Genomic DNA, 23685 nt, shown 5'->3' with positions numbered 1-23685 from the left:
CGGGACAGACTAACGAACGTCGGCGCGTCGCGGTTCCGTGCGCGACACGCCGGTGTCGGAGGCCCGGGCGACCGGCGCCCGGGTCAGCCGTCGCGGGACTCGGGCTGCTGCGACCACCAGGCGAGGAGTCGCTCGCGCGCGGCGTCCTTGCCGAGAGGGCCCTCGTCGAGTCGGACGGCGAGCAGGTGCTTGTACGCGCGGCCGAGCACCGGACCCGGGCGGATGCCGAGGGCCTCGGCGATCTCGTTCCCGTCGAGCTCCGGGCGGACGGCCTTGAGCTCCTCCTCGGCGAGCAGGCGGTCGATCCGGACCTCGAGGTCCTCGTACGCCGCGGCGAGCCGGCGCGCCTTGCGCACGTTCCGGGTCGTGCAGTCGGCCCGGGTCAGCCGGTGCAGGCGGGGCAGGAGGTCCCCGGCGTCGGTGACGTAGCGGCGCACGGCCGAGTCGGTCCACTGCCCGTCGCCGTAGCCGTGGAAGCGCAGGTGCAGCTCGACGAGCCGGGCCACCCGCTTCGTCGTCTCCTTGTCGAAGCGCAGCGCCTTCATCCGCTTCGCCGCGAGCTTGGCCCCGACGACCTCGTGGTGGTGGAAGGACACCCCGCCGCCGTCCTCGAAGCGCCGGGTCGCCGGCTTGCCGACGTCGTGGAGGATGGCGGCGAGCCGCAGGACGAGGTCCGGTCCCGGCACCGACTCCGGCGGGCCGTCGGCCGGACCCTCGAGGTCGATCGCCTGCTCGAGGACGATCATCGAGTGGTCGTAGACGTCCTTGTGCCGGTGGTGCTCGTCGATCTCGAGCCGGAGCGCCGGGAGCTCGGGCAGGACGCGATCGGCGAGGCCGGAGGCGACGAGCAGCTCGAGGCCGGCCCGGGGGTGGTCGCCGAGGAGCAGCTTGGACAGCTCGTCGCGGACCCGCTCGGCCGAGACGATGTCGATGGAGCCCGCCATCTCCGTCATCGCCCCGAGCACCTCGGGCGCCGGCACGAACCCCAGCTGGGCGACGAACCGGGCCGCCCGCATCATCCGCAGCGGGTCGTCGCCGAAGGAGACCTCGGGCGAGGACGGGGTGCGCAGGACGCGCTGCTCGAGGTCGGCGAGCCCCCCGTGCGGGTCGACGAAGGCGAGGTCCGGGACCCGCAGGGCCATCGCGTTGACGGCGAAGTCCCGGCGGACCAGGTCCTCCTCGAGCGAGTCACCGAAGGCGACGACCGGCTTGCGGGTCGTCCCGTCGTAGGCGTCGGCCCGGTAGGTCGTCACCTCGACGACGGTCCCGCCGCGCCGGGCGCCGATGGTGCCGAACTGCCGGCCCATGTCCCACGTCGCGTTGCCCCAGTCCTGGAGGATCGGCTCGATGTCGTCGGGGCGCGCGGACGTCGTGAGGTCGAGGTCGTTCGAGGTCCGGCCGAGGAAGGCGTCGCGCACCGGACCGCCGACGAGCGCGAGGTCGTGCCCGTCCGCCGCGAAGCGCTCGCCGAGGTCGGTGAGCACGGTCAGGACGGGGGCGAGCTGGGCGACGGCCTGGCGCAGCAGCGCGGCCGGAGGCGGAGCGGTCGACACGAGGGACAAGCCTAGGGGCGCGGGCGAGCACCCCGGGACGGTCCGGTGCCGGCCCCTCCGGAGGGACCGGTCCCGGCGACCCCGGTCGTTACAGTGTCGAGATGAGCCACGCCGCAGCCGATCCGACCGGGGCCCCCGCCCGGCGGCTCCCGGCCGTGGAGGAGCGCAGCGCCGGCGGCGTCGTCGTCGACGTCCACGAGGGCCGGGCCCGGATCGCCGTCATCGCCCGGCGCAACCGGGCCGGACGCGTTGAGTGGTGCCTGCCGAAGGGGCACATCGAGGGCGACGAGACCCTCCCCGAGACCGCGGCCCGCGAGGTCGCCGAGGAGACCGGCATCGAGGGCCGGGTCCTCATCGAGCTCGGGACCATCGACTACTGGTTCGCCGCGGGCGACCGGAGGATCCACAAGTACGTGCACCACTACCTCCTGGAAGCCACCGGCGGGTACCTGACGATCGAGAAGGACCCCGACCACGAGGCCATCGACGTCGCCTGGTTCGCGCTCGACGAGGCCCACCGACACCTCACCTTCCCCAACGAGCGCCGCATCGCCCGGCTCGCCTGGCAGCGTCTCGCCGGGGACGCCGGGTGAGCGCGCCGGCCCAGAGCGTCGGGCGCTCCGGGGCGGTGATGGCGGCGGGGACGCTCGTCAGCCGTGTCGCCGGGCTGCTGCGGGCCGCCCTCCTCGGCTCGGTCATCGGCACGGCCGGGCTCGCCGCGGACGCGTTCACCGTCGCGAACACCCTGCCGAACTCCTTCTACCTCCTCCTCGCCGGCGGCACCCTCAACGCCGTCCTCGTCCCCCAGATCGTCCGGGCCCGCGCCCGGCCGGACGGCGGCGAGGACTTCGTCAACCGGCTCATCACCGTCGCCATCGCCCTGTTCGTCGTCGCGACGGTCGTCCTCACCGTCCTCGCACCCGTGTGGGTCCGGGTCTACTTCGACACCGACGACGCCGTCGCGACCCGGCTCGCGACGATCTTCGCGTTCGTCTGCATCCCCCAGGTCCTCTTCTACGGCCTCTTCACGATCTTCGGCCAGGTGCTCAACGCCCACGGCCGGTTCGCCGCCTTCACGTGGGCGCCCGCGCTCGCCAACGTCATCGCGCTCGCCGGTCTGCTGTGGTTCCGCGAGGCGGGCCTGCCGCTCCAGGCCGACCCCGGGGCGTGGACCCCCGAGATGATCGCGATCCTCGCGGGGACGGCGACCCTCTCGATCGCGGTCCAGGCCGTCGCCCTCGTCGTCCCGCTGCGCCGGATGGGCTTCCGGTACCGCCCCCGGTGGGGCCTGCGGGGTCACGGCTTCGGCGAGGTCTCGAAGGTCGCGCGGTGGAGCTTCGGGTCGGTCGTCGTCATCCAGCTCGGCTTCGTCGTGACGAACCGGGTGCTGACCCGGGCCTCCGACCTCGGCGCCGAGGCGGGGGTCACGACCGCCGGCATGGCGTCCTTCGCGCCGGCCCTGCTCATGACGATGCTGCCGCACGGCCTCGTCACCGTCTCGCTCGTCACGGCGCTCTACACCCGGCTGTCCCAGGCGGCGAGCGACGGCGACCACGCGACCGTCGTCCGCTACCACCGCCAGGGGCTGCGGCTGCCGTCGGTCATCCTCCTGCCCGTCGTCGCGCTCGTCCTCGCGACGGTCCCCGTCGTCACCGCGACGTTCTTCTTCGACAACTCCCTCGACCAGACCCGGGCCGTCGCGACGGTCCTCGTCGGGCTCTTCGGCGGGGTCGTCCCGCTCGGCTGGCTCTACCTCAACGACCGCGTCTTCTACGCCCAGCAACAGACCTTCTGGTCCTTCCGGACGCAGTGCGTCGTCACCGGGACCTCGACGGTCGTCGCGCTCGTCGCGGCCACCCTCCCGCCGACCCGGACGGCGACGGTGCTCGCCTTCGGCCAGACGCTGGCCTACGCCGTCGGGGCGCTCGTCGGGTTCCTCGTCCTCCAGCGCCAGCACGGCCACCTCGGGCTTCGCGGGGCGGCGTCGGTCTACGTGCGGGTCGGGGTGCCGGCGGTCGTCGGCGCGGTCCTCATCGGGCTCGCCGTCCACGCCCTCTTCCCGGTCCTCGTCGCCGACCGCGGGTGGTCGGCGCTCCTCGGCGGCGGGCTGCTCCTCGGCGCCGCCGGGGTGCTCCAGCTCGCGGTCACGTGGACGGCCGCCCACCTGCTCGGCGTCCGCGAGGTGGGCGAGTTCGTGCGCCCCGTGGCACGTCGCCTGCACCTGGCCCGACGCGGCTGAGCCGCGGAGGGCGGGGCCCTCCCGCCCGGTCTACGATGGGACGTCCCGGGCGTCCTCGTGCCCGGGAGCCCGCGACCTCGACCGGAAGGAGCCGCGGTGAAGGGTGTGGGACCCGGCACCGTCCTCGGCGGACGGTACGCCGTGCGCCGCCGCCTCACCGACGACCACGGCGTCGAACGGTGGAGCGCGGACGACTCCACCCTCGGCCGCTCGGTCTCGCTCCTGGCGATCGGCACCGACGACCACCGCGCCGACTCCTTCCTCGACGCCGCCCGCCGTGCCGCCTCGGTCGGCCACCCGGTCCTCGTCCGCATCCTCGACGTCGGTCGCGACGACGACGTCGCCTACGTCGTCGAGGAGGAGCTCGGCGAGGCCCGCACCCTCACCGAGCTCGTCGAGACCGGCGGGGTCCCCGGCGACGAGGTCCGCCGCATCACCGGCGAGGTCGCGACCGCGCTCGACTCCGCCCGGCGGCGGGGCATGCACCACCTCGACCTCACCCCCTCGGACGTGCTGCGCACCCCCGACGGCGAGATCCGCCTCCGTGGCCTCGAGGTCGCCGGCGTGCGCGCGGGCGAGGACGGGCTCGACCCCGACGAGGCCTCCCGACGGGACGCCGTGGGCGTCGTGGCCCTCGCCTACGCCGGGCTCACCGGCCTGTGGCCGCTCGGTGCGGGCGGGTCCGGGCTCGGCCCCGCCCCGCGGGTGCCCGGTGGCGTCGCGTCGCCGTCCGAGATCGGATCGGGCGTCCCGCGCGACCTCGACGCGATCTGCCGCCTCACCCTCAACGACGACCAGGGACCGACGAGCCCGGGTGACTACGCCCGTCAGGTCGCGCCGTGGCCGTCCCGCCAGGTCGTCGGCAAGCCGGTCGTCCCGCAGCGCGCCGCGCCGCCCGGGCCGACCGCCGAGCCGGTGGGTCCGGACGGACCCGTCCGTGACGGCTCGTCCGCCCGTGGGGCCCGGGCTGCCGGCGCAGGTGGTGGCGCCGCGGGCGCCGCGGGCGCCGCCGGAGGTGCGGCAGGTGCCGCGGCTGCCGGTGCTGTTGGTGGCGCTGCTGCTGCCGCGGGCTCTGCTGCCACCACGGACCGGGGCCGGTCCGGTCGTGGGTCCGACGCGGACCCCTCGCCGGCGTTCTCCCCGGCCGAGCCGTCGGGTGCGACCCCCCAGGACGAGGAGCCCTACCGTCCCGCCTCGGCCGGCGACCCGCGGGCGGACGCCCCCACGCACGAGGCCGGCCCGGACGACGCCGAGCGGCCCGAGCCACCGGCCTGGCTCGCCTCCGGTCCCGGCTGGGACGAGGACACCGACCAGCAGGACCCCGAGCACGACGACCCGGAACACGACGATTCGGAACGCAACGACCCCGCGGTGGACGCCTCCGCCGACGGGTCCACCGCGCCCGGCGACGCTGCGCCCGGGGACGACCGCTCCGACCAGGACGGCGCTTCCGGGAGTCCCGACGAGCACGACTCCGGGACCCGTGAGCTCGTCCCCGTCGGCGGGCGCGACGTCGCCCGCCGTGACGACGACGGGCCCGGCGACGCCCTGGCCCGGGGGACGGCGTCGGCCGGGGTCGGCGCGACCCTCGCGGGCGCCTCCGAGCGCGCCGAGGCGGCCGGCACCGCGCTCGTCACCGCCCTCGGGACGGTCGGCACGCGGGTCAGCCACGCCGCGAAGCGCGCCGTCGACCGGGTCTCCGACCTCTCCCCCGACACCGTCCGGGAGCCCACCGGCCGCCCCGCCACCGCGCCCGCACGCCCGGACGACCCGGACTACGACCCCTACGAGGACGACGAGGACCTCGCGCCGCTCGTGCCCGCCGAGCGGCTGAGCCGCGACGACTCCCGGCTGGCGCTGGGCATCGTCGCCGCGTTCCTCGTCCTCGCCCTCGTCATCGGCTTCTACGGCGTCCGGCAGATCGGTTCCCGCACCGACCTCGCCGGGTTCGACGGCGTCGGGGACCCGACGCCGTCCGCCTCCCAGAGCCCCACCGGTGAGCCGTCCGAGGACGCCTCCGGCGAGGGAGAGGGAGACGGTGGCGAGGCGGCCCCGGAGCCGCTCGCCATCCTCAAGGTCACGGCCTACGACCCGCAGGGCGACGGCGCCGAGAACAACAACCTCACCGCCAGCACGTACGACGGCGACACCTCCGACGGCTGGTACTCCGAGAACTACCGGGCCGAGAACTTCGGCGGCCTCAAGGACGGGCTCGGCCTCATCGTCGACCTCGGGCCCAACCGCAAGCCGCAGGAGGTCCGCCTCACGATCCCCCAGCCGGTCGACGTCGAGGTGTACGTCGCGGCCGACCCCGACCTCGAGGGAGCCACCCAGGTCGGTGAGGAGCAGACCGAGGTCGACGGCGAGGTGTCCTTCGAGGTGCCCGACGACGTGAGCGGCCAGTACGTCATCGTCTGGTACACCGGGCTCTACCCGGACTCCGAGGGTGACCGACGCGCCTGGCTCGACGAGGTCGTCGTCACCGGCTGATGGGTGCCGCCGTGACCGACTCCGCCGGGCTCGCGGAGCTCGACGACCGGGCGCTGCTCGCCCAGCACGTCGCCGGCGACGACGGGGTGGCCTTCGGCGAGCTCTTCCGTCGGCACCGGGACCGGATGTACGCCGTGGCCGTGCGCACGTGCGGGGACCGCGAGCTCGCGGCGGACGCGGTCCAGGAGGCCTTCGTCTCCGCGTTCCGCCGGGCCGACGCCTACCGCGGCGACGCCGCGGTCACCACGTGGCTGCACCGGATCGTCGTCAACGCGTGTCTGGACCGGCTCCGCCGGGAGAAGACGAAGGTCCGCCGCGCGGGCGACCTCGGCGAGGTCGACCTGCCGGACCGGCACGACCACCACGGGTCGACCGAGACCGCCATCGTCGTCCGCGAGGCCCTCGCGCGGCTGCCCGAGGCCCAGCGGACCGCGCTCGTCCTCGTCGACATGCACGGGCTGCCCGTCGCCGAGGCCGCCGTCGTCCTCGGGGTCGCCGAGGGGACGGTCAAGTCCCGCTGCTTCCGGGGCCGCGAGGCCCTCGCCGCCGTCCTGAGACCACCCTCAGCGGAGGCGGGCGACGGCCCGGCCGCGACGGAACCCCAGGACGTGCCGTGACGTCCTACCTGCTGTCCCCGACCACCCCTCCTGACCCGCCCCGGAGCATCTCGTGAGCCAGCGCCACGACGACGGCGACCCGATCGAGCACGACCCCACGGGGATGCGTGCCCTGCTCGGGGGGCTTCCCGACCCCGGCCCCATGCCCGACGACCTCGTCGCGCGGATCGAGGCCGCGGTCGCCGCCCAGGTCCCCCCGTGGGAGACCTCGGACGAGCCGGCCTCCGCGGACACCTCGACGGACGGTCGTGGACACCTGGCACCCGTCGTCCCACTGCACCGCCGGACGGCCGTGCGGGTCGCCGGTGTCGCCGCCGCGGCGGTCGTCGCGGTCGGTGTCGGCGGCGTCGCCCTCCAGGCGTTCCAGTCCGGCGGGGTCTCGGCCTCGCTCGGCATGAGCGACAGCGGCGGTGCCGACAGCGCGGCGGACGAGGGCTCTGCCGAGGACCTGGGCACCCAGGAGGGGGACCGGCGGTCCGAGGAGTCGGCCGGCGACCCCTCCGCCGGGACCGGACCCGACGAGGGTCCCCAGGGCGTGGCCCCCGGGACGACCGTGCGGCTCGTCGCGGCCGACGAGGCCTCGCGGGTGCGGGTCGTCGGCTCGGAGGGAACGGTCCCGTCCGACGGGATCGCCTCGGCCGTGGCGCTGCTCGCCGTCCCGCCGTACGACACCTTCCCCGAGGCCGGGGCCGACGACGCGGACGACGGCGACGCCCTCGCCGACCCCGCCCGGGCCCGCGCCTGCGCGAGCGCTCTCGGTGTCCCGGCCTCCGACGCCCTCGTCGTCCGGCTCACCGCCGTCGGCACGACCCGGGACGCGGCCCTCGTCGTCGCGACGGCCGAGGACGGGACGCGGACGGCCTGGGCGGTGCCGGCGACGTGCGGAGGTGAGGACGCCGACGCGTCGGACGTCATCGCCGGGCCGGTGACGGTCCGCTGACCCCTGCCGCTGCTCCGAGGCCCCGCGCCGGTCACGGTGTGCTGACCAGCGACGACGTCCCGACGGTGGCGTGCCCGTCGGCGGGCCGCTGCCCGCGTGGAACACGGCGGCCCTAGGATCTGTTCGACAGATCACCGCATGTAGCGGTTCCCACCCACCTGCACCACAAGGGGATGTGTTCGTGACCACCGACGTCCGCAACGTCATCATCATCGGCTCCGGCCCCGCCGGCTGGACCGCCGCGGTGTACGCCGCCCGGGCGAACCTCGAGCCCCTCGTCATCGAGGGGTCGGTGACCGCCGGCGGCGCGCTCATGAACACCACCGAGGTCGAGAACTTCCCCGGCTTCACCGACGGCATCATGGGCCCCGACCTCATGATGAACATGCGCGGCCAGGCGGAGCGGTTCGGCGCCGAGATCCTCACCGACGACGTCGAGCACGTCGAGCTCGAGGGCGACGTCAAGCTGGTCCGCACCGGGGGCGGCGAGGAGTTCCGTGCCCACGCGGTCATCCTCGCGATGGGGTCCGCCTACCGCGAGCTCGGGCTCCCGGACGAGAAGCGGCTCAGCGGCCACGGGGTCTCGTGGTGCGCCACGTGCGACGGGTTCTTCTTCCGGGACCAGGACATCGCGGTCGTGGGCGGTGGCGACTCGGCGATGGAGGAGGCGACCTTCCTCACGAAGTTCGCCCGGTCCGTCACCGTCGTCGTACGCCGGGACGAGCTGCGTGCCAGCCGGATCATGGCCGAGCGCGCCCGGGCGAACGACAAGATCCGGTTCGCGTGGAACAGCGCCGTCGACGCCATCCACGGTGAGGAGAAGATCTCGGGAATCACGTTGCGGGACACCGTGACCGGTGACACACGGGAGGTTCCGGTGACCGGTCTGTTCATCGCGATCGGGCACGACCCCCGCAACGAGCTCGTCAAGGGCGTCGTCGACCTCGACGCCGAGGGGTACGTCCTCACCGAGGGACGCACCTCGGTGACCAACGTACCGGGCGTGTTCGCCTGCGGCGACCTCGTCGACCACACCTACCGCCAGGCCATCACCGCCGCCGGCTCGGGGTGCGCGGCGGCGCTCGACGCCGAGCGCTTCCTCGCGCACTGACCCCGGCCCTCCCGCCGGTCCCCTCCCCCGTCCCTCCTCCCCAGCCCCACCGAAAGGAACCCCCCATGGCAGACATCACGAGCACGACCGACGCGACGTTCGACGCCGACGTCCTCCAGAGCGACAAGCCGGTCCTCGTCGACTTCTGGGCCGAGTGGTGCGGTCCGTGCCGCGCCGTCGCCCCCGTGCTCGAGGAGATCAACCGCGACCACGGTGACAAGCTGACGATCGTCAAGCTCAACACCGACGAGAACCCGGGCACGACGGGCAAGTTCGGCATCACGAGCATCCCGACGATGCACGTCTACCAGGGCGGCGAGATCGTCAAGACGATCATGGGCGCCCAGCCGAAGCCGAAGCTGCTCCGCGAGCTCGAGCCCTTCATCGGCTGAGCCGCACCGACGCCGGACGGCCCGGGCCCCTCGAGGGGCCCGGGCCGTTCCGTGTGCTGCGGTCTCCGGGGCTCGTGCACGCCCGGACGTGACGGGAACCGTCGCCGGTCACTCGGCGGGTGCGTCCCCCCGCAGGTGCATCGCGTCGAGGATCCGGTTGAGGTCCTCGACCGAGGCGAACTCCACGGTGAGGCGTCCCTTGCGCTGCCCGAGGGCGATGCGCACCCGGGTCTCGAGCCGGTCGGAGAGGTCGGCGGCGAGGTCGTCCAGCTGCGGCCGCCGGCCCCCGGCCCGGGGTGCCGGTCGCCGGGTGCCGGGTCCGTCGCCCTCCCCGAGGGTGACGAGCTCCTCGACCGAGCGCACGGAGAGGCCCTCGGCGACGATCCGCTGCGCCATCCGCTCCATCGCCGCCGGATCGGACAGGCCGAGGAGCGCACGGGCGTGCCCGGCGCTCAGGACGCCCGCGGCGACCCGTCGGGCCACGACGGGCGGCAGCCGGAGCAGGCGGAGGGTGTTGGAGATCTGCGGCCGCGAGCGTCCGATCCGGCCGGCGAGCTCTTCCTGGGTGCAGCCGAAGTCGTCGAGCAGCTGCTGGTAGGCGGCCGCCTCCTCGAGGGGGTTCAGCTGGCTGCGGTGGAGGTTCTCCAGGAGGGCGTCCCGGAGCAGGTCGTCCTCGTCCGTCGAGCGCACGATGGCCGGCACGCGCTCCTTGCCGGCCTCGCGGCTGGCGCGCCACCGGCGCTCACCCATGATGAGCTCGTAGCGGACCGTGTCGTCCGGTCCCGCACCGGGCGCCGGGCGGACGACGATCGGCTGGAGCACACCGATCTCGCGGATCGAGTGGACGAGCTCGGCGAGCTCGTCCTCGTCGAACACCGTGCGCGGCTGGCGCGGGTTCGGGCGGATCGCGTCGAGCGGGAGCTCCGCGAAGGCGGCGCCGGGGACGGGCTGCAGCTGCTCGTCGGCCGCGCCCTCGTCGGAGGCCTCCGCGGGGACCGCCGCCCCGTCGCGTCCCGGGCCGTCGCCGGGTGCGGACGGTACCTGGCCCGGGTCGACCGTCGGGACGTCCCGGTCCTTGAAGAAGACGTCGACCGGACGGTCGGTCGTCGGCTGGGCGGGGATGAGGGCTCCGAGCCCCCGTCCCAGGGCGCGGCGCTTCTCCGCCATCAGCTCTCCTCCTGCGCTGTCGCCGCCCCGCGCTCGGCCATCTCGACCGCCGCCGCGAGGTAGGACAGGGCTCCACTGCTGTTCGGGTCGTAGGTCATGACGGTCTGGCCGTGGCTCGGCGCCTCGGAGATCCGGACCGACCGGGGGACGGTCGCGTCGAGGGTCTGCTCCGAGAAGTGGGTGCGGACCTCTTCCGCGACCTGTGCGGACAACCGCGTCCGGGCGTCGTGCATCGTGAGCAGGATCGTCGAGACGTGCAGCCGCGGGTTGAGGTGGCTGCGGATGAGCTCGATGTTCTTGAGCAGCTGCGAGAGGCCCTCGAGGGCGTAGTACTCGCACTGGATCGGGATGAACACCTCACTCGCAGCGACGAAGGCGTTGACGGTGAGCAGCCCGAGGCTCGGCGGACAGTCGAGGAGGATGTAGTCGACCGGCTCACCGGCCGCCCGACGCTCGGACACGTAGGCGTCGACCGCCTTCTGCAGGCGGGTCTCCCGCGCCACGAGGGAGACGAGCTCGATCTCGGCGCCGGCGAGGTCGATGGTCGCCGGCGCGCACCAGAGACCGTCGATGTCGGGGCACGCCTGGACGACCTCCGACAGGGCATCACCGTCGACGAGGACGTCGTAGATGCTCGGGACCTCGGAGTGGTGCTCGATGCCGAGGGCGGTACTCGCGTTGCCCTGCGGGTCGAGGTCGATGACGAGGACGGTCGAGCCGGCCTGGGCGAGCGCCGCGGCGATGTTGACCGTCGTCGTCGTCTTGCCGACGCCACCCTTCTGGTTCGCCACGGTGAGCACGCGGGTCGACGGGGGGCGGGGGACGACGCGTCCGGCAAGCGTGATCCGCTTGCGCGCGTCGGCGGCGACCGCCTGGGCGAGCGGCGTGAGGTCGTCTGCTCCCGGGATGGATGCGGCGATGGCGGCTCGCTCCTCGGTGTCGTCGTGCGTCGGCGACTCCTCCCGGGCCGCCTCGGACAGGCTACGCCGCAGGGCCTCTGCGGTGACCTCAGGGGTCGTTTCACGTGAAACAGGGGCGCCCTGCGCCACGTCCGGGGCGCGAGCGACCCGGGCATCCGCGGAAAGGGGGTCATGGGGGTCGATGACGTCCGCGGCGACGTCGGCGGCCGTCGCGGGCGACGGGCCTGCTGCCACCGCGTCCGCCGTGGGGGTCGGCGTGGACTCGTCCGGCGCGGGACCCGTTTCACGTGAAACGGACCGTGGCCATCCCAGCGTCTCGTCCGTGCGACCCGGAGGCCGGGGGAAGCCCAACCCGTCCGCCACCGGAGGGGCGCTCCCGTCCGTCAGTCGTCCACCCACAGGGACCTCCTCTTCACGACCGCGCCCATCCAACATCACGAGAGACCGACACGCCAAAGCGGGCCGTGCCCCTGTGGACAGGCGGTGGACGACGCACGGCCGAGGCGACGTCGACGCGGCGCTACCGGTGTGGACTTCCGCGCCGTCATGCGGTGTGAGGGGTGACGCCGGTCATGTGATCGCGCCGTGGTGATCGGTGGACAACCTGTGGACAACGCCGCACCCCTCGACGTGGGCAGGCCGCCGAGCGAGGACGCCGGCTACCCCGGCCGGTCCTCCGTCGGGGTCGTCAGGAGAGACCCGTCCTCCTCTCCGTCGCGGTCGGTGCTCTCGTCGGTGGCGTCGGTCGGTCGCGTCCGTCGGTGGCGTCCAACCGGGGGCCTTCGGGTCCTGGCGCGTCCAGCACCGTGGCCTTGGACGAGTGCGGCTCGCCGTCCGCAGCGTCTGCCCCGAGCTCGGCGTCGTCGCCATCGACGAGATCGGGACAGCCTGCACCCCGCCCGGAGGACAGTGCCCGGGTCAGGGCCCCTCACGTCACCCTGGTTCCGGCGTCCCCCGGTCTGGCGTCCCCGAACCCGCTGTCCCCGCGCGTGATGTCCCCCTGGGTGGCCCTGGTCCGAGTACGACGTCCCGGTGCTCGACGCTTCGACGCCGCGGTCCCATGCCGGCTGCATCGAGCCGGGCGCCCTCGAGTGCAGGCCGCCGACCCGGCTCGTTGATGACGTCCCGGCGCACCGGTTCGGCCGGGCCGTCGACCGACGCCCCCCGGGCCGACGCCGGCGGCTCGGGCCCGCCCCCCGGCTCTGGTCTCGGAATCCTCCTCGGTGCGCCAGGGTCGGGACCGTGCCGCACCCGACAGTCGGTCCGCGTCGGTCCCGGCCGCCGGGCGACCCGGCCGGTGACGTCGTCACCCGTCCCAGGCCGACGGTCGGGGCATGGGCGCGGTGACGTCGGACCTGACCGACCGAGAGGCCACTCTTCCCGTGCCGCAGACGCGCACCCTCGACGCCCCCCGTTGGTCACGACCGGTGGCCTGAGGACCGGTCCGGTCAGGGCACGACCCACGCCCGGTCACGGCGGAGGACGGTACTGCGGTCGGGTGGCTCGGGGGCACGGCGAGGAGCGACAACGAGCGGACCAGCCACCCAGCCATCGACGAGCGCTACCGCAATGGACGACCGTTTCACGTGAAACGCTCGGGCCCCGTGTTTCACGTGAAACACGGCACAGTGCTGACAGAGCCCACACCGTCGCCGCCACCGTTGGCACCTGCGCGGCCCCGCGACCGAGATCGCCTCCGCGGAGAGCCGGGGAGGATGGCGGCCGGCGCGAGCGGGTGAGCCCGGCCTCGTCACCGCGTCCCGAGAACAGCGCTCAGCCGCGTCGACGTCGACCCGGGCGGCGGTCGGACGCGCTTCCGCCCCTCGACTGCGATGACCGGTCGCCGACCGTGAGGTCGACCGTCAGGACGGCTTCCTCGAGGATTCCGGCCCCGTGCCCGGTGACCCGCGCGTCGACGACCCCGACACGGCCGAGGGCCGTGCGGCACTCGGCGAGCTCCTCCTCGGCGGACCGGCCCTTCATCGCCACCATCGTCCCCCCGGGCGACACGAGCGGCACGCACCACCGGGCGAGTTTGTCGAGCCGGGCCACCGCACGTGCCGTGACCCACGGCGCAGACACCACCCCGGCGAGGTCCTCGGCGCGGCCCCGGTGCACCGTGACCTGCTCCTGGAGTCCGAGCCGTTCCACGGTGGTCTGCAACCAGGATGTCCGCCGCAGCATGGGCTCGACCAAGTGCATCTCGAGGTCCGGTCGTGCGACCGCGAGCGCGAGACCGGGGAGCCCCGCACCCGACCCGACGTCGACGACCCGGGCTCCCGCGGGGAACGCGTCCTGGACGACGGCGCAGTTCAGGACGTGCCGCTCCCAGATCCTCGGCACCTCACGAGGCCCGATGAGCCCGTGGCTCACGCCGGTGTCGACGAGGACGTCGACGAACGCCTCCGCCAGGGGCAGGCGCACACCGAAGACCGCGGCCGCACCCGGAGGTGCGGCCGCGGGCCGAGAGTCGGGGCCGTCCGGCCCGTCGTGTTCCACGTGAAACGTCAGGCGGGGCTGATGACGACGTACCGCCGGGGCTCGCTGCCCTCGGACTCCGACACGAGTCCGGCGGCGAGCACCTCGTCGTGGACGACCTTGCGCTCGAAGGCGGTCATCGGCGACAGCGACGTCGCGCTGCCGGACGATCGCACCTCCGAGATCGCGTCCTTGGCCAGCTTGACGAGGCCGGCCCGGACATCGGCGCGGTGACCGGCGATGTCGAGCATGAGCCGGCTGCGCTCCCCGGTCTGGGACTTCACCGCCAGACGGGTGAGCTCCTGGAGCGCGTCGAGCACCTCTCCGTCCCCACCGACGAGACGGCGCGGGACGCGACCCTCGTCGCTGTCGACAAGGGAGACAGCCGCCCGGTCCCCGTCGATGTCGACGTCCAGGTCCCCGTCGAGGTCGCAGATGTCGAGGAGCGTCTCGATGAAGTCCGCGGCGATCTCACCCTCGCGCTCGAGCTGCGCGCGACGGGTGCCGGACCCGGCCGCCCGGTCGGCGTCGGCGGTACCCGCCGTGAGGCCCTCGGTCTCCTCGCTCCGCCTCTCCTCGCCCGCGCCGGATGCGGCGCCGGACATGACCTCCTCGGTCGCGTCCGCCGCGCCGCCGGGGGTGGTCGAGGTGCCTTCGTCGCTCCCCACGGCGGCGGGCGTCTGTGCGGCGCCCGTCTGCGCGAGAACCTCCTCGCGGTCCGTCGTCGTCTGCTCGTCACTGCGCTGGTCGGTCATGCCACTCCCTGTCTCGGGGTCCTGGAGGTCGATCGGTCACCGCTCAGCGGCGGGACCGCTGGTTCTGCTTCTTGGACTTCTTCTTCGGCGTCTGCCGGCCGGGTCCGGACCCGTTCGTCCCGGTGGCCGCCGGACGCGTGCCGTTCGCGGAACCACCACCGGCCGCGGAGGCGTCGTCGGCTGCGGTCGTCGCCCCCGAGGAGGGCTCGTCCGACGCCACAGCCTCTGCAGCGGGGGCGTCACCGGTCGCCGCCGGCTTGGCTGCGCTGTTCTTGGCCCGCTTCTTCGACTTCGGCTGGACTCGCTGGCCCGTGGGGCGCGCGGCCTCCTCGGCCTCCGCCTCGGCCTTCTCGGCCTCGCCGGGGACGGGCTTGCCCTTGCGACGGAGCCGCTCGTGGTAGGCCTTCTCGGCCGCGGACCCGGGGGCCGGCATCCGGCGGATGACGTAGAACTGCTGGGTCATCGACCACACGTTCGTCGTGAACCAGTAGATGAGGACACCGATCGGGAAGTTGACGCCGGACACGGCGAAGATGATCGGGAAGACGTAGAGCAGCATCTTCTGCTGCTTGGCGAAGGGGCTGTCGAGGGCCGACTGCGGCATGTTCTTCGTCATCAGCTGGCGCTGGGTGAGGAAGGTCGTCGCCGACATGAGGATGACCAGGACGACGGTGACGACGCGCACCTGCCAGATGCTGTTCCCGGGGAACCCCGCGTCGAACGTGCCCATGAACGTGTCGGAGAGCTGGGCCCCGAAGATGTCCGCGGACTCGGCCTGCGCCGCGAGCTCACGGCTCAGCGGGCCGATCGCCTCGCGCTGACCGCTCGCCATCTCGTCGAGGCCGTTGAGCACCCGGAACAGGCCGAAGAAGAACGGCGACTGCACGAGGATGGGGAGGCACGAGGAGAAGGGGTTGGTGCCCTCCTTCTTGTACAGCTCCATCGTCTCCTGGGTCATCGCCTGGCGGGACTCCGGATCCGACTTGCCCTTGTACTTCTTCTGGATCTTCTGGATCTCGGGCTGGATCATTTGCAGCTTGCGCGAGGCGTTGATCTGCCGGACGAACAGCGGGATCATCGCCGCGCGCATGACGAGCACGAGCCCGACGATCGACAGCGTCCAGGTCCACCCGCTGGCCTCGGGCATCCCGAGCTCCGTGAGGACGGCGTGGAAGCCGTACATGATCGTGGCCACGAGCCACTCGATCGGGGCCATGATGCTGTTGAACAGGTCGACCATGATGTCCTTCGCTGCGCCGGTGGGGCCGGCCTCGGGATGTCACCGGCGGTGACGGGGCGGGTCAGTGGTGCGACGTCTCGGCGTCGGTGGGAGTTCCTCGGTAGGGCTTGGGTCCGGTCGTCCCCGGGACCGGTCGACCGGTCGTGGGGTCACGGTCCGGCACGTGGTCCACACCCCCCGGGGTCCACGGGTGGCACCGGAACAGTCGCCGGAGCGCCATCCACGGACCCCGCAGGGGACCGAAGCGCTCGATCGCGGTGACCGCGTAGTTGCTGCACGACGGGTAGTATCGGCACGTCGGGGGACGCAGCGGGCTGACGAAGCGCTGGTACCCGCGCACGAGCCAGAGCAGCGGGAGGGCCACGAGCCGGCCGACGCTCACGTCCCCGGCTCCAGCCGACCGATCACCTTGTGCCACAACGGATCCAGGACGGCCTCGAGCTGGGACGAGACGGCGTCGGCCGCGGCGGGGTTCGCGCGGACGACGAGGTCGACCCCGGACGGCAGGGCCCGCACCCTCGCAGCAGCGAGAGCCCGCAGCCGCCGCTTGACCCGGTTGCGGACGACGGCACCACCGACCGCCCGGGACACGACAAAACCGACGCGCGGCGGGCATCCCGCACGCGCGTCGGTTCGAGCCGCGTGGACGACGAGCAGGCGCGACCCGGCTCGAGCCCCGTTCCGACCCCGCACGGTGGTGGCGAAGTCGGCGCGGTCCCGGAGCCGGTGCGGCGCCGGCAGCACGACCGCCCTCAGGCCGAGAGCTTGGCGCGACCCTTGCGGCGGCGGCCGGCGAGGATCGCGCGGCCCGCACGGGTGCGCATCCGCAGACGGAAGCCGTGCACCTTGGCACGCTTGCGGTTGTTCGGCTGGAAGGTCCGCTTGCTCACAGTCGTCTCTTTCGCACTGATGGGCCCTGATGGACCCGGTGGTCGGGGAGCCTCGTCGGCTGTCATCGAGGGCCCGTGCCGCGGCCGCGGGAGGAACGGCGCGTCAAGGGCAGGCGAAAACAGCCGACGACCGCACAAAGGTACCCGAGCGTGAGCACGGCGGCCAAACCCGACGGTCCCCGCCCGCCGACGCGCACGACCCTCTACCATCGCACGGGACGTCGTCGATGGTGGGAACGCCACGCCGGGGGGCCGCGGTCGACGCCGACCCCCCGTCCGGGCTACCGTCACGTACCCACAGCCTGTGGACAACGGTGTGGACGGCTCGCGCCGGAGTCGCCGGAGGACGAGACCACACCGAGACGAGGAACGGGGACGACGTGCCGGACCGCACCATGGCCGAGCTGTGGCAGACGACGCTCGAGGCGCTCGACGACGACGGGATCCAGGCGCAGCAGCGCGCGTTCCTCTCGCTCGCCCGGCTCGTCGGCCTGCTCGACGACACCGCCCTCATCGCGGTCCCCAACGACTTCACGAAGGACCAGGTCGAGACCCGCCTGCGGGACCGGGTGACGCAGAGCCTCAGTGCCCGGGTCGGGCGGGAGGTCCGGCTGGCGGTCACCGTCGACCCGACGCTCGCCGACGCCCAGGCCACCGCCGACCTCCCCGCCCCGACGACCGGCGGCCCCCTGCCGGACGACGGTCACGCCGAGCGCGCCGCCGACCGGCGCCAGGCCATCCACGACCTCGCCCTCGACGACGACGGCGACACCGGCATCCCCGACCTCACCGTGGTGGCGCAGCCCGCGTCCTCGTCGGCACCACCGCCCCCGACGGACCAGGACGACACCGGGGGACCCGACCTCGTCGAGGTCCCGGGCATGCGGCGCCCCCGCCCGGGGGCGGTCGTCCCCGAGCAGGTCGAGCTGACCCGGCTCAACCCGAAGTACACCTTCGACACCTTCGTCATCGGCGCGTCCAACCGGTTCGCCCACGCGGCCGCCGTCGCCGTCGCCGAGGCACCCGCGAAGGCCTACAACCCGCTCTTCGTCTACGGGGACTCCGGGCTCGGCAAGACCCACCTGCTCCACGCGATCGGCCACTACGCCCGCGCGCTGTTCGGCGGGGTCAAGGTGCGGTACGTGAACTCGGAGGAGTTCACGAACGACTTCATCAACAGCATCCGCGACGACAAGGCGGCGAACTTCCAGCGGCGGTACCGCGACGTCGACGTCCTGCTCATCGACGACATCCAGTTCCTGCAGGGCAAGGTGCAGACGCAGGAGGAGTTCTTCCACACCTTCAACACCCTGCACAACGCCGGCAAGCAGGTCGTCATCACGAGCGACGTGCCGCCGAAGCTGCTCACCGGCTTCGAGGCCCGGATGCGCAGCCGGTTCGAGATGGGCCTGCTCACCGACGTCCAGCCGCCGGACCTCGAGACCCGGATCGCGATCCTGCGCAAGAAGGCGATCCAGGAGCGGCTGTCGGTCCCCGAGGACGTCCACGAGTTCATCGCCTCGCGGATCTCGACGAACATCCGCGAGCTCGAGGGCGCCCTCATCCGGGTCACGGCGTTCGCGAGCCTCAACCGTCAGCCGGTCGACATGAGCCTCGCCGAGATCGTCCTGCGCGACCTCATCCCCGACGACGCCGGCAGCCAGGTGACGCCGGCGACGATCATCGCCCAGACCGCGGCCTACTTCGGGCTGACGATCGAGGACCTCCAGGGCCAGTCCCGCTCCCGGGTGCTCGTCACGGCGCGCCAGATCGCGATGTACCTGTGTCGCGAGCTCACCGAGATGTCGCTGCCGAAGATCGGGCAGCAGTTCGGCGGACGGGACCACACGACCGTCATGCACGCCGAGAAGAAGATCCGCCAGCTCATGGCCGAGCGCCGCGCGATCTACAACCAGGTGACCGAGCTGACGAACCGGATCAAGCAGCAGTCGAGCTGACCTCCTCCCCAGGAGCACCGTCCTCGTCCACGCCGTCGTCCACAGGTTGTCCCCACCCGGTGTACAACCTCCGTCGAACCTTCGACAGCGACGAGGCTGCGTCCTCCCTGGACCCCGCCCTCCGGGACCCCCGACGAGCGTCCGGGCCCCCGTCGTCCACCCCTGGGTACGGACCCTGTGGAAAACCCCCGTCCCTCCGCGTCGACGGCCGGCCCACGAGACCGCTGTCCACAACCCCCTGTGGACGACTGTGGACAACCCGCCCCGACACGTGGACGACCGACGGACCCGCGGTGGACGCGATGTGAACCGCCGATGGCCGTCAACACCGTCGCTCCCTCCTCCACCGGCTGCCCCACGCTCCACCCACAGCCCTCGTGCGGCCCGCGACCTGCGCGGACGTCCCGTCGTCCACAGTCTCCACAGCTCCTACCACTGCGATGAGTCCTCTCCCGGCATCGATCCACCCCGACCACGACCCTGTGGAGCCCCCTGACCCCGACCGCCTTCCGACCCTGTCACCGGCCACCGACAGACCTCCCCGAGGAGTGCTCCCGGTCAGGTGTCGCCGCGTCCCGGCGTGCACTAATGTCATTCCTCCCTGTGCCGGGCCGGTCGGCCCGCGGCGGGGGAGCACCAGCACCACACGTGAGGCGCGGACGGGCCGCGCCGGAAAAGGCGGTCAGCCGTGAAGTTCCGCGTCGAGCGCGACGTCCTCGCCGAGGCCGTCACCTGGGTGGCCCGTGGTCTGCCGGCGCGCCCGCCCGTCCCGGTCCTCGCCGGGATCCTCCTCGAGGCGTCCGACGACGGCACCCTCACCCTCAGCGCCTTCGACTACGAGGTCTCCGCACGCGTCACCGTCGCCGCCGACGTCACCGAGGCCGGCACCGTCCTCGTGCTCGGACGCCTGCTCGCCGACATCTCGCGCAACCTGCCGAACCGCCCGATCGACGTCGTCGCCGACGGGTCCAAGGTCCAGGTCACGTGCGGCGCCTCCCGCTTCAGCCTCCTGCGGATGCCCGCCGACGACTACCCCACCCTGCCGACCGCCCCCGAGCCCACCGGCTCGGTCGACGGCCACGTCTTCACGCAGGCCGTCGCGCAGGTCTCGGTCGCGGCCGACCGCGGGGACACCCTCCCCATCCTCACCGGCGTCCGGGTCGAGGTCGACGGCGACAAGATGACCCTCCTCGCCACCGACCGGTACCGGCTCGCGATGCGCGAGATCACGTGGAGCCCGACCGCCACCGACGCGAGCCACGTCGTCCTCGTGCCGGCCCGCACCCTCTCCGAGACCGCCCGCAGCCTCGGCGCGAGCGGCTCGATCGACGTCGCGCTGGGGGCCACGGCCGGGGGCGACGGCCTCGCCGGGTTCGAGGCCGGGCGGCGCCGCACGACGACCCGGCTGCTCGACGGCGAGTACCCGAAGGTCGCCTCGATCTTCCCGACGACGTCCGACACCGAGGCCGTGGTGCGCACCGACGAGCTCGTCGAGGCGGTCAAGCGCGTCGCGCTCGTCGCCGAGCGCAACACTCCGGTGCGGCTGCGGTTCGGCGACGGCCAGGTCGCCATCGAGGCGGGCACCGGTGACGACGCCCAGGCCTCCGAGGCCGTCGAGTGCGCGCTCACCGGTCCCGAGATCGAGATCGCCTTCAACCCGACCTACCTGCTCGACGGGCTGGGCCAGGTGGGCACGGACTGGTCGCGGATCTCCTTCACCCAGGCCTCGCGGCCGGCGGTGCTCTCCGGTCAGAAGGAGCAGGACGGCGAGGCCGACACCTCGTACCGCTACGTCATCATGCCGGTCCGTTACGCCTCCTGACCCGGCGCCGGGCGCCCTCCCCGACGGGCGGCCCTGGCGCCGGCCCCCGGTGGCACCGATAGCCTGCCGGTGAGCGAGACGCACGCCACACGCACACCAAGGAGCATCGGATGCAGCTGGGACTCGTCGGCCTGGGGAAGATGGGCGGCAACATGCGCGAGCGGCTCCGCCGCGCGGGACACGAGGTCGTCGGGTACGACCGCAACGCACAGGTCTCGGACGCGAGCAGCCTCGCCGACATGGTGAAGCAGCTGAGCGGCCCCCGCGTCGTCTGGGTCATGGTGCCGCACGGCAAGCCGACCCGGGACACCGTCGCCGCCCTCGCCGACCTCCTCGACACGGGTGACCTCGTCATCGACGGCGGCAACAGCAAGTGGACCGACGACGCGGAGAACGAGCGGATCCTCAAGGAGCAGGGCGTCGGCTACGTCGACTGCGGCGTCTCCGGCGGCATCTGGGGCCTCGAGAACGGCTACGGCCTCATGGCCGGCGGCACGAAGACCAACGTCCGCAAGGCGATGCCGATCTTCGACGCGCTGCGCCCCGAGGGCCCGCGGGACGAGGGCTTCGTCCACGCCGGCAAGGTCGGCGCCGGCCACTACACGAAGATGGTCCACAACGGCATCGAGTACGGCCTCATGGCCGCGTACGCCGAGGGCTTCGAGCTCCTCATGAAGAAGGACATCGTCGACGACGTCCCGGGCGCCTTCAAGGCGTGGAGCCGCGGCACCGTCGTGCGCTCCTGGCTGCTCGACCTCATGGTCGACGCCCTCGAGGAGAACCCCACCCTCGACGACGTCTCGGACTACACCTCCGACTCCGGCGAGGGTCGGTGGACCGTCGAGGAGGCCATCGAGCTCGCGGTGCCGATGCCCGTCATCACCGCCTCGCTCTTCTCCCGGTTCGCCTCCCGTCAGGAGGTCTCGCCGACGATGCAGGCCGTCGCGGCGCTGCGCGGCGGCTTCGGCGGCCACCAGGTGATGACCGTCGCCGAGGGGCAGAAGCTGCGCGCCGAGGCCAAGGCCGGTGTCGCGAGCGCCGACGCGGCGACGAAGAAGGCCGCCCGCAAGGAGAAGGCCCCGTCGAAGAGGACCGCCGCGAAGAAGTCGGCGCAGGCGAGCACGGCGGGCCCGGCCTCCCCCGGCCGCACGGGCTCGGGCACGACGAAGAAGGCGGCGACCCGCAGCGGCGGTGCGAAGAAGACCGGTGGCACGAAGGCCGCCGCGAAGCGCACGACGAAGAAGGGCTGACACCCGGGGTGCACGTCCGGCACCTGTCGGTCGCCGACTTCCGCAGCTACCCGACCGCCGAGCTGCCGCTCGAGCCCGGGGTGACGACGCTCGTCGGCCTCAACGGGCAGGGCAAGACCAACCTCGTCGAGGCGATCGGCTACCTCGCGTCGCTCTCCAGCCACCGGGTCGCGACCGACGCGCCGCTCGTGCGCTTCGGGGCGGAACGGGCCGTCGTGCGCGGAGCCGTCGTCCGGGAGGGCCGCGAGACCCTCGTCGAGCTGGAGATCACGCCGGGGCGGGCGAACCGGGCCCGCCTCAACCGCTCCCCCGTCCGGCCCCGTGAGGTCCTCGGGTCGCTGCGGACCGTGCTCTTCGCGCCGGAGGACCTCGCCCTCGTCAAGGGCGACCCCGGCGAGCGGCGACGGTTCCTCGACGACCTGCTCGTCGCGCGGCAGCCCCGCTGGGCCGGGGTCCGGCAGGAGTACGACCGGATCGTCAAGCAGCGCTCCGCCCTCCTGAAGTCGGCCCAGCCCTACCTCTCCCGGCGGGGTCGTGGTCGCCGTCGACCCGGCGCCGACGCCGTCGACCCCGCGGCCGAGACGGCCTCGGCGCTGCACACCCTCGAGGTGTGGGACGCCCAGCTCGCCGGGGTCGGGTCCCAGCTCCTCTACGCCCGGCTGCGGTTGCTGCGCGACCTCGCGCCGTTCCTCACGAGCGCCTACGACGCGGTGAGCGCCGGTCAGTCCGACGCCCGGGTCGCCTACCGGTCATCGCTGCGCGAGGCGACGAGCGCCCGGATCGCCGCCGCCGAGGTCCCCGAGGTCGCCGAGCTGCACGAGGAGGTCATCACCTCGCTCGGCGAGGTCCGGGACCAGGAGGTCGAGCGCGGGCAGTGTCTCGTCGGGCCGCACCGCGACGACGTCGTCCTCTCCCTCGGCGACCTCCCGGCCAAGGGCTACGCGAGCCACGGCGAGTCGTGGTCGTTCGCCCTCGGGATGCGGATCGCGGCCTTCCAGCTGCTGCGGACCGACCTCGGTGACGACCCCGTGCTCGTCCTCGACGACGTGTTCGCCGAGCTCGACTCCGGCCGCCGCGAGCGGCTCGCGGCGATGGTCGCCGACTGCGAGCAGGTGCTCGTCACCGCTGCGGTCCCCGAGGACGTCCCGGAGTCCCTCACCGGTCGGACGGTCCCGGTGACGCTCGGGGCCGTCGGCGGTCCGCCGGACGCGAGCGCGGAGCCCGACCAGGGCACGGAGCCCGACGATGCCTCCGTCTGACGCCGAGGACCCGGGCGAGGACACGTCGTCGACGGGTGACGGCGCCCCGGTCGGTGACGACGTGCCGACGGGTGACGGCGAGGACGGCACCCTCGCACCGGCCGAGGCGCTCGCCCGGGCCCGCGCGGCCGCGAAGGCCAAGGGGCTGCGGCCCGGGCTCAAGCCCCGGCGGCGGACGAAGGACCTCCCGGACGGACGTCGAGGCGCAGCCCGGGGCGGACGGGACCCCCAGCTCCTCGGCGACCAGATCGACCGGTTCGTCACCGAGCGGGGCTGGGCCGCGGACGTCGCCGTCGGCTCGGTCATCGGCCGGTGGCCGGCCATCGTCGGCCCGGACATCGCGTCGCACTCCCACCCGACCGACTTCGTCGACGGCGTCCTCACCGTCCGTGCCGACTCGACGGCGTGGGCGACCCAGCTGCGCCTGCTCGAGTCCAGCCTCATGGGCCGGCTCGCGGAGGAGGTGGGCGAGGGCACGGTCCAGCAGCTGAAGGTCGTCGGGCCGAGCGCCCCGAGCTGGTCCCGCGGCCGGCACCGGGCCCAGGACGGCCGCGGCCCGCGCGACACCTACGGCTGATCCGGACCGCCCGACACCTCACGCCGG

Annotated in this window: 21 protein-coding genes; 12 read left to right on the top strand and 9 right to left on the bottom strand. The window is 73.5% G+C overall.

What is annotated here, in order from left to right; all coding sequences use genetic code 11:
- Positions 1-83 precede the first annotated feature (83 nt).
- A complete protein-coding gene (locus KC207_RS04760; RefSeq protein WP_249138561.1) occupies positions 84-1553 on the bottom strand; it encodes a CCA tRNA nucleotidyltransferase in 1470 nt (489 codons plus the stop codon).
- A gap of 101 nt (positions 1554-1654) precedes the next feature.
- Between KC207_RS04760 and KC207_RS04755 the strand changes: the two genes are divergently transcribed.
- The 7 genes from KC207_RS04755 (at position 1655) to trxA (ending at position 9342) form a co-directional block, all read left to right on the top strand.
- Positions 1655-2146, top strand: a complete 492-nt coding sequence (locus KC207_RS04755) for an NUDIX hydrolase (RefSeq protein ID WP_211601755.1) — start codon at positions 1655-1657, stop codon at positions 2144-2146.
- On the top strand, positions 2143-3792 hold the full coding sequence (gene murJ / locus KC207_RS04750; protein WP_211601754.1) for a murein biosynthesis integral membrane protein MurJ: 1650 nt from the start codon (positions 2143-2145) through the stop codon (positions 3790-3792). The genes KC207_RS04755 and murJ overlap by 4 nt, the downstream gene beginning before the upstream one ends.
- 96 nt (positions 3793-3888) lie before the next feature.
- A complete protein-coding gene (locus KC207_RS04745) occupies positions 3889-6282 on the top strand; it encodes a protein kinase family protein (RefSeq protein ID WP_211601753.1) in 2394 nt (797 codons plus the stop codon).
- Positions 6283-6293: 11 nt separating this feature from the next.
- Positions 6294-6899, top strand: coding sequence for an RNA polymerase sigma factor SigM (gene sigM, locus KC207_RS04740; protein ID WP_437179119.1), 606 nt, complete (start codon positions 6294-6296; stop codon positions 6897-6899).
- Between the two features lie 52 nt (positions 6900-6951).
- Entirely contained in the window at positions 6952-7839 is an 888-nt protein-coding gene (locus KC207_RS04735; RefSeq protein WP_211601751.1) for an RsmA family anti-sigma factor, read from the top strand.
- Positions 7840-8020: 181 nt separating this feature from the next.
- Positions 8021-8950 carry a thioredoxin-disulfide reductase gene (gene trxB / locus KC207_RS04730; protein WP_211601750.1) on the top strand — a complete coding sequence of 310 codons (930 nt, stop codon included), beginning with the start codon at positions 8021-8023 and terminating at the stop codon, positions 8948-8950.
- A 65-nt stretch (positions 8951-9015) separates the two neighbouring features.
- On the top strand, positions 9016-9342 hold the full coding sequence (gene trxA, locus KC207_RS04725; protein WP_211601749.1) for a thioredoxin: 327 nt from the start codon (positions 9016-9018) through the stop codon (positions 9340-9342).
- Between the two features lie 108 nt (positions 9343-9450).
- Here trxA and KC207_RS04720 read toward each other — a convergent pair whose 3' ends face one another.
- The 8 genes from KC207_RS04720 to rpmH form a co-directional block, all read right to left on the bottom strand.
- Positions 9451-10509 carry a ParB/RepB/Spo0J family partition protein gene (locus tag KC207_RS04720; protein ID WP_211601748.1) on the bottom strand — a complete coding sequence of 353 codons (1059 nt, stop codon included), beginning with the start codon at positions 10507-10509 and terminating at the stop codon, positions 9451-9453.
- Entirely contained in the window at positions 10509-11663 is a 1155-nt protein-coding gene (locus KC207_RS04715; protein WP_282958952.1) for a ParA family protein, read from the bottom strand. The genes KC207_RS04720 and KC207_RS04715 overlap by 1 nt, the downstream gene beginning before the upstream one ends.
- A gap of 1539 nt (positions 11664-13202) precedes the next feature.
- A complete protein-coding gene (gene rsmG / locus KC207_RS04710; protein ID WP_249138560.1) occupies positions 13203-13853 on the bottom strand; it encodes a 16S rRNA (guanine(527)-N(7))-methyltransferase RsmG in 651 nt (216 codons plus the stop codon).
- A gap of 83 nt (positions 13854-13936) precedes the next feature.
- A complete protein-coding gene (locus KC207_RS04705) occupies positions 13937-14662 on the bottom strand; it encodes a Jag family protein (RefSeq protein WP_211601746.1) in 726 nt (241 codons plus the stop codon).
- A 43-nt stretch (positions 14663-14705) separates the two neighbouring features.
- Positions 14706-15902 (bottom strand): membrane protein insertase YidC, encoded by a 1197-nt coding sequence (yidC, locus tag KC207_RS04700; protein ID WP_211601745.1) that lies wholly within the window; start codon positions 15900-15902, stop codon positions 14706-14708.
- 61 nt (positions 15903-15963) lie between these two features.
- Positions 15964-16284, bottom strand: coding sequence for a membrane protein insertion efficiency factor YidD (gene yidD, locus KC207_RS04695; RefSeq protein ID WP_211601744.1), 321 nt, complete (start codon positions 16282-16284; stop codon positions 15964-15966).
- A complete protein-coding gene (rnpA, locus tag KC207_RS04690; RefSeq protein ID WP_437179123.1) occupies positions 16281-16595 on the bottom strand; it encodes a ribonuclease P protein component in 315 nt (104 codons plus the stop codon). The genes yidD and rnpA overlap by 4 nt, the downstream gene beginning before the upstream one ends.
- A gap of 59 nt (positions 16596-16654) precedes the next feature.
- Positions 16655-16792: a 50S ribosomal protein L34 gene (gene rpmH, locus KC207_RS04685; protein ID WP_211601742.1), complete on the bottom strand. Its 138-nt coding sequence runs from the start codon at positions 16790-16792 to the stop codon at positions 16655-16657.
- A gap of 395 nt (positions 16793-17187) precedes the next feature.
- Here rpmH and dnaA point away from each other — a divergent pair, with 395 nt between their 5' ends.
- The 5 genes from dnaA (at position 17188) to KC207_RS04660 (ending at position 23658) form a co-directional block, all read left to right on the top strand.
- Entirely contained in the window at positions 17188-18750 is a 1563-nt protein-coding gene (gene dnaA / locus KC207_RS04680; protein ID WP_211601902.1) for a chromosomal replication initiator protein DnaA, read from the top strand.
- Between the two features lie 688 nt (positions 18751-19438).
- Positions 19439-20572, top strand: a complete 1134-nt coding sequence (gene dnaN, locus KC207_RS04675) for a DNA polymerase III subunit beta (protein WP_211601741.1) — start codon at positions 19439-19441, stop codon at positions 20570-20572.
- A gap of 110 nt (positions 20573-20682) precedes the next feature.
- Positions 20683-21822 (top strand): phosphogluconate dehydrogenase (NAD(+)-dependent, decarboxylating), encoded by a 1140-nt coding sequence (gene gnd / locus KC207_RS04670; RefSeq protein ID WP_211601740.1) that lies wholly within the window; start codon positions 20683-20685, stop codon positions 21820-21822.
- An 8-nt stretch (positions 21823-21830) separates the two neighbouring features.
- On the top strand, positions 21831-23081 hold the full coding sequence (recF, locus tag KC207_RS04665; protein WP_211601739.1) for a DNA replication/repair protein RecF: 1251 nt from the start codon (positions 21831-21833) through the stop codon (positions 23079-23081).
- Positions 23068-23658, top strand: a complete 591-nt coding sequence (locus KC207_RS04660; RefSeq protein ID WP_211601738.1) for a DciA family protein — start codon at positions 23068-23070, stop codon at positions 23656-23658. Before recF ends, KC207_RS04660 begins: the two co-directional genes overlap by 14 nt.
- The last annotated feature ends 27 nt before the right edge of the window (positions 23659-23685 follow it).

Source organism: Phycicoccus avicenniae (assembly GCF_018139485.1).
Classification (GTDB): domain Bacteria; phylum Actinomycetota; class Actinomycetes; order Actinomycetales; family Dermatophilaceae; genus Phycicoccus; species Phycicoccus avicenniae.
The sequence above is the reverse complement of the archived record's forward strand: the minus strand, read 5'-3'. Positions and strand labels throughout refer to the sequence as shown.

Bases quoted from the DNA above. Each gene is read 5' to 3' on its own strand.
- gnd (WP_211601740.1), top strand. From the start codon at position 20,683: ATGCAGCTGGGACTCGTCGGCCTGGGGAAGATGGGCGGCAACATGCGC.
- KC207_RS04720 (WP_211601748.1), bottom strand. From the start codon at position 10,509: ATGGCGGAGAAGCGCCGCGCCCTGGGACGGGGGCTCGGAGCCCTCATC.
- trxA (WP_211601749.1), top strand. From the start codon at position 9,016: ATGGCAGACATCACGAGCACGACCGACGCGACGTTCGACGCCGACGTC.
- KC207_RS04660 (WP_211601738.1), top strand. From the start codon at position 23,068: ATGCCTCCGTCTGACGCCGAGGACCCGGGCGAGGACACGTCGTCGACG.
- KC207_RS04755 (WP_211601755.1), top strand. From the start codon at position 1,655: ATGAGCCACGCCGCAGCCGATCCGACCGGGGCCCCCGCCCGGCGGCTC.
- KC207_RS04705 (WP_211601746.1), bottom strand. From the start codon at position 14,662: ATGACCGACCAGCGCAGTGACGAGCAGACGACGACGGACCGCGAGGAG.
- yidC (WP_211601745.1), bottom strand. From the start codon at position 15,902: ATGGTCGACCTGTTCAACAGCATCATGGCCCCGATCGAGTGGCTCGTG.
- dnaA (WP_211601902.1), top strand. From the start codon at position 17,188: ATGGCCGAGCTGTGGCAGACGACGCTCGAGGCGCTCGACGACGACGGG.